General features: G+C 37.0%; 1 protein-coding gene. It reads right to left on the bottom strand.

What is annotated here, in order from left to right:
- A partial coding sequence (locus tag CSV64_RS16495; RefSeq protein ID WP_143565218.1) for a transposase family protein occupies positions 1–347 on the bottom strand: 347 nt, incomplete at its 3' end.
- Positions 348–427 lie beyond the last annotated feature (80 nt).

Here is a 427-nt window from a genome sequence, read left to right as displayed (position 1 = left end):
TCTTTAAACGTCTTGGCTTTGATGCATCGGACTTGTGCTACTAGATTCCATTCTTTTGAAAACCGTTGATACTTATCAATAAAAGATGCCTTTTCAGAAAAACGTTTTCCACAAGCACACGCGTATCGACGACGTTTATAAAATAGACACGTCAGTCGTTCAAACCACTTGAGATGCTTAATCTTTTGGAGCCGATAATCATGTACTTTCTTGGTACGCGCACCACAACTAGGACAACGATGGAGTTTCTTTGGTAGTGATACATGTAAAACGATTCGCTCTCCATGTTCCTCTATCTTTTCAATGAGTACATCTTTTAATCCTGGAATATTCATGATAAAATTCATATGCACGTATCACCTTTCTCTTTGACTTGTTTCTCGACAATTCAAGTATAAAAGAAATTGGTGATCACGTGCATTTTTTT

The sequence above is a fragment of the Sporosarcina sp. P32b genome (assembly GCF_002743335.1).
In the GTDB taxonomy this organism is placed as follows: domain Bacteria; phylum Bacillota; class Bacilli; order Bacillales_A; family Planococcaceae; genus Sporosarcina.
The sequence above is the reverse complement of the archived record's forward strand: the minus strand, read 5'-3'. Positions and strand labels throughout refer to the sequence as shown.